4 protein-coding genes are annotated in these 3272 nt (G+C 51.5%); 3 read left to right on the forward strand and 1 reads right to left on the reverse strand.

Annotation, left to right across the window (positions count from 1 at the left end):
• Both JUK32_RS00515 and JUK32_RS00520 read left to right on the forward strand, forming a co-directional pair.
• On the forward strand, positions 1-474 hold a 474-nt coding region (locus JUK32_RS00515), incomplete at its 5' end, for a hypothetical protein (RefSeq protein WP_204136912.1).
• A gap of 27 nt (positions 475-501) precedes the next feature.
• The gene (locus tag JUK32_RS00520; RefSeq protein ID WP_204136913.1) at positions 502-1533 is read left to right on the forward strand and encodes a YhcG family protein; all 1032 of its coding nucleotides are present in this window, start codon (positions 502-504) and stop codon (positions 1531-1533) included.
• 22 nt (positions 1534-1555) lie between these two features.
• On the opposite strand, the gene JUK32_RS00525 is transcribed toward JUK32_RS00520, so the two are convergent.
• On the reverse strand, positions 1556-1837 hold the full coding sequence (locus JUK32_RS00525) for a hypothetical protein (RefSeq protein ID WP_204136914.1): 282 nt from the start codon (positions 1835-1837) through the stop codon (positions 1556-1558).
• A 396-nt stretch (positions 1838-2233) separates the two neighbouring features.
• Here JUK32_RS00525 and JUK32_RS00530 point away from each other — a divergent pair, with 396 nt between their 5' ends.
• On the forward strand, positions 2234-3022 hold the full coding sequence (locus tag JUK32_RS00530; RefSeq protein WP_204136915.1) for a hypothetical protein: 789 nt from the start codon (positions 2234-2236) through the stop codon (positions 3020-3022).
• Positions 3023-3272: the final 250 nt, after the last annotated feature.

Raw genomic sequence — 3272 nt, forward strand, 5'->3', positions numbered from 1 at the left:
GCGGGCATTCATCAGCTCTTGGGAACGCCAGCCCAGCCAGCTAAAGCAGTGTCGCAGTCGTCTCCATCAGCGACCAAGGCTCAGGCGGTAGCCCCGGAGAAAATCGTCCCAGAGAAAGCTGAGAAACCAGTCTCAGAGAAAGCGGACACGAAGCAGCGCGATCGCAGCGACTCGAAAGCGAAGGTAGAGGCCATTGTGCAGGACATCATCAACTGGAACACCGCCCAAGAGAGCAACGATACTCGGCTACGGATTTCAGTTTCCATCATCAAGGCGCTCGGTAGCCTGGTCGGTGCAACCTATCAGCCAGTCATCATGGAAGTTCTCAAAGAGCAGGAAGGGGTCATTGAAGAGGTGCATCGCCGCTTTATGATTGGTGTCCGGCATAATGTCTCAGTGGATAAGGATACGATTTTGCAGGACATCGCCCGTGACTATATGGGCGTTGAGAACTGGCAAGAGGCGGCTTATTAGCTGTACGAAGAGTAAGAGGGGAGTGATATGCCGAAGTCCGATTTAATTCCAGATGATGACTATCGAGAGCTGCTGGAGGGTCTGAAGGAACGGATTCGCTCGTCGCAGATTAAAGCAGCGATCGCCGTCAATCGAGAGCTGATCTGGCTGTACTGGCGAATTGGGCGCGATATCTTGTCCCGGCAAACTCAAGAAGGCTGGGGCAGTAAAGTTGTGAATCGCCTATCTGCTGATTTGAGACGAGAGTTCCCTGATATGACGGGATTTTCGCCGCGAAACCTAAAATATATGCGGGCCTTTGCAGAGGCTTTCCCTGATGAGCGAATTGTGCTGCAAGTTGTAGCACAAATTCCGTGGGGCCATAGCCAGGTACTGCTCAACAAGCTAGATGACCTAGAGCAACGGCTTTGGTACGCTCAGCAAACCCTGGAAAATGGCTGGAGCCGGAGCATTCTGACGACGCAGATTGAAGCGGATCGCTATCGCTATGAGGCTGGCGTTATCAACAATTTTGAGACCACCTTGCCGCCTCCGCAATCGGATTTAGTCTATCAAACGCTTAAAGACCCTTACAATCTAGACTTTCTAGCAATAACAAGGGGCATACAGGAAAAAGACTTCAAGCGTGCGGTTGTTGCTCGTATGCGAGAATTTCTACTAGAGCTTGGTTTCGGATTCTCCTTTGTCAAGCAGAATTATCGTGTCGATGTGGGAGGTAGAGAGTTCATTGTTGATCTACTATTCTACCATATTCGACTGCGATGTTTTGTAGTCATCCAACTGGAGATGGACAGCTTTCAGCCGGAACAGTCTGGTCTGATGAACTTCTATTTGTCAGCGGTGGATGAGCAGGAAAGACAAAGTGAGGATCAACCGACGATCGGCATTATTTTATGCAAAGACAAAGACCGGACAATGGCAGAGTATTCGCTGCGGGGTTTGAGTAATCCAATCGCCATTGCCGAGCATCGCATTCCTGGTTTATTGCCAAGTACTGAACAGTTAGAGCTGGAATTGGAGCACGCAGTGAAGGAACTGGACAGTGACCAAGAGCCTTGATGCAGCTTGCAGGCAGCGGCCATTACCGATAATCGACTTGCTGATTGCGCTCGCGCCGTCTTTGGGGACTGGTGCGCCGGGTTCTGGGTTTGGAGGACACTCGACTAGATTCGTTTGATTCTAGTTCAAGATCGATGGGTGTGATGAGAAATAGCCGCGCACCATCGGTAGCGCGATAGAGGGTTTGTTGCTTAAAGGGAATGCCTTGTTCAGTTAGTTGAGCAGCTTGGTCATCTTTGGCCGCGATCGCTTCATCGATTGTTTCATAGTCCGTTTCAAGCAAGACAATGGGTGCTGGCGGCATCGTTTCCTGTTTGCTAAAAGTGGCTTCTACTCTAGCGCCTGGTAGGGGATGATCGAGCAGACGGTGGGAAGTACGAGGGCGACCGTCATACTAGAGACAGGGCTGGATGATTGGTATGGGGTTGATGATGAGACGACAAGCCTGAGCATTCTCTACTTTCGGAGTTCATCTGAAGTGATGGCTGAAGGGGATTGAGACCATTCCCAATAGGAGCGGGCGATCGCAAAGCTGACTCGGCTCTATGAGCTGGCGGCTAGAGCAATGGCAAAGCGGGTGAGTCGAGCAGCACCCCCACTTCATACTGCTTCATATTCCTGCCCAAAACAGAGGTGAATGACGCCTTTTCCCCGACTCTGCATACAATTGACAGCTGTTATCGTTTCCCTGTCATTCATCGTGGCTACTCCAAATTCTTATCTACAAACGCTATCGCCTGCAGAAGCGAATGCTTTTGTCACCTCCTTGCAAAAAGTCCAAGCGCACCTGCAGCAGGAAATCGCGTGGATGAACCAACAGATGCAGCAGAAAACGGTGCAGTTGCAAGGGATTGAAACCCTGCTAGCCGAAGCGATGACGCAAGGACATCCGGCAACGGATGCGGGCACAATCTCCACCCCCGATGCCTCGGATACGCAGGCGATAAAGGAGTCGGCAACAGGACCAGCCGCTAAAGCAGTTACACCGACTGAGGCTGAGCCCACAGAAGCGAATGACGCTGAAGCGATCGCCGATGCCAGCGAGGATGTTCCTGCAAAAGAGTCCGCTGCGCCTCCTGATCAAGTCGCCGCGCCCCCTGAAGCGGCCCAAGCTGAGAAAGCCGCTGCTAAGCCATCTACCAAAGCCAAATCACAGCAGTCGTCATCCGCTAAAGCGACGACGAAAAAAAAGCCCAGTACGAAATCTCAGTCTCCCTCAAAAGCCAGCAAAGCCCCGGCCCAGCGGAAGTCGCGAGCCCTGCTCCGCCCAAAATTTGTTGATCAAACCCTCACCAATGCGGTGACGCAGGTACTTACTCAGGCAGCAGAACCTACCCACATCGATCAGATAGTCAGCGAGCTGTACGAAGATATCTCAGGGGAAGACTTGAAGCGGATCAAGGGCGCTTTAGCGAATGTCCTCTCGAAAGGGAAAAGAAGTGGCAAGTGGCGCAATGTGGGCAATGGGGTGTACCAGATTAAGGTATAACCGAGTTGGGTGAACCCGTCACTGATCGTGAGTTCAGCGATCTCCCAGACGATATGGCGCTGATGCAGATACCAAAACTCGTTGAATTCCTGAATTCAAATGTACTAAATGGCAGTAAATCGCAGCAACCGTTGTTTTAGGCCTTCTACAAATACATGGGTAACGCTATGAGCAAATCCAAGGTGTCCCCGTTGGTTGAGGACTATTGTGCTTGCCACGGTTATCGTGAGCCGTTCTTGCATGAGGGACG

The sequence above is a fragment of the Halomicronema sp. CCY15110 genome, from assembly GCF_016888165.1.
Classification (GTDB): Bacteria; Cyanobacteriota; Cyanobacteriia; order Phormidesmidales; family Phormidesmidaceae; genus Halomicronema.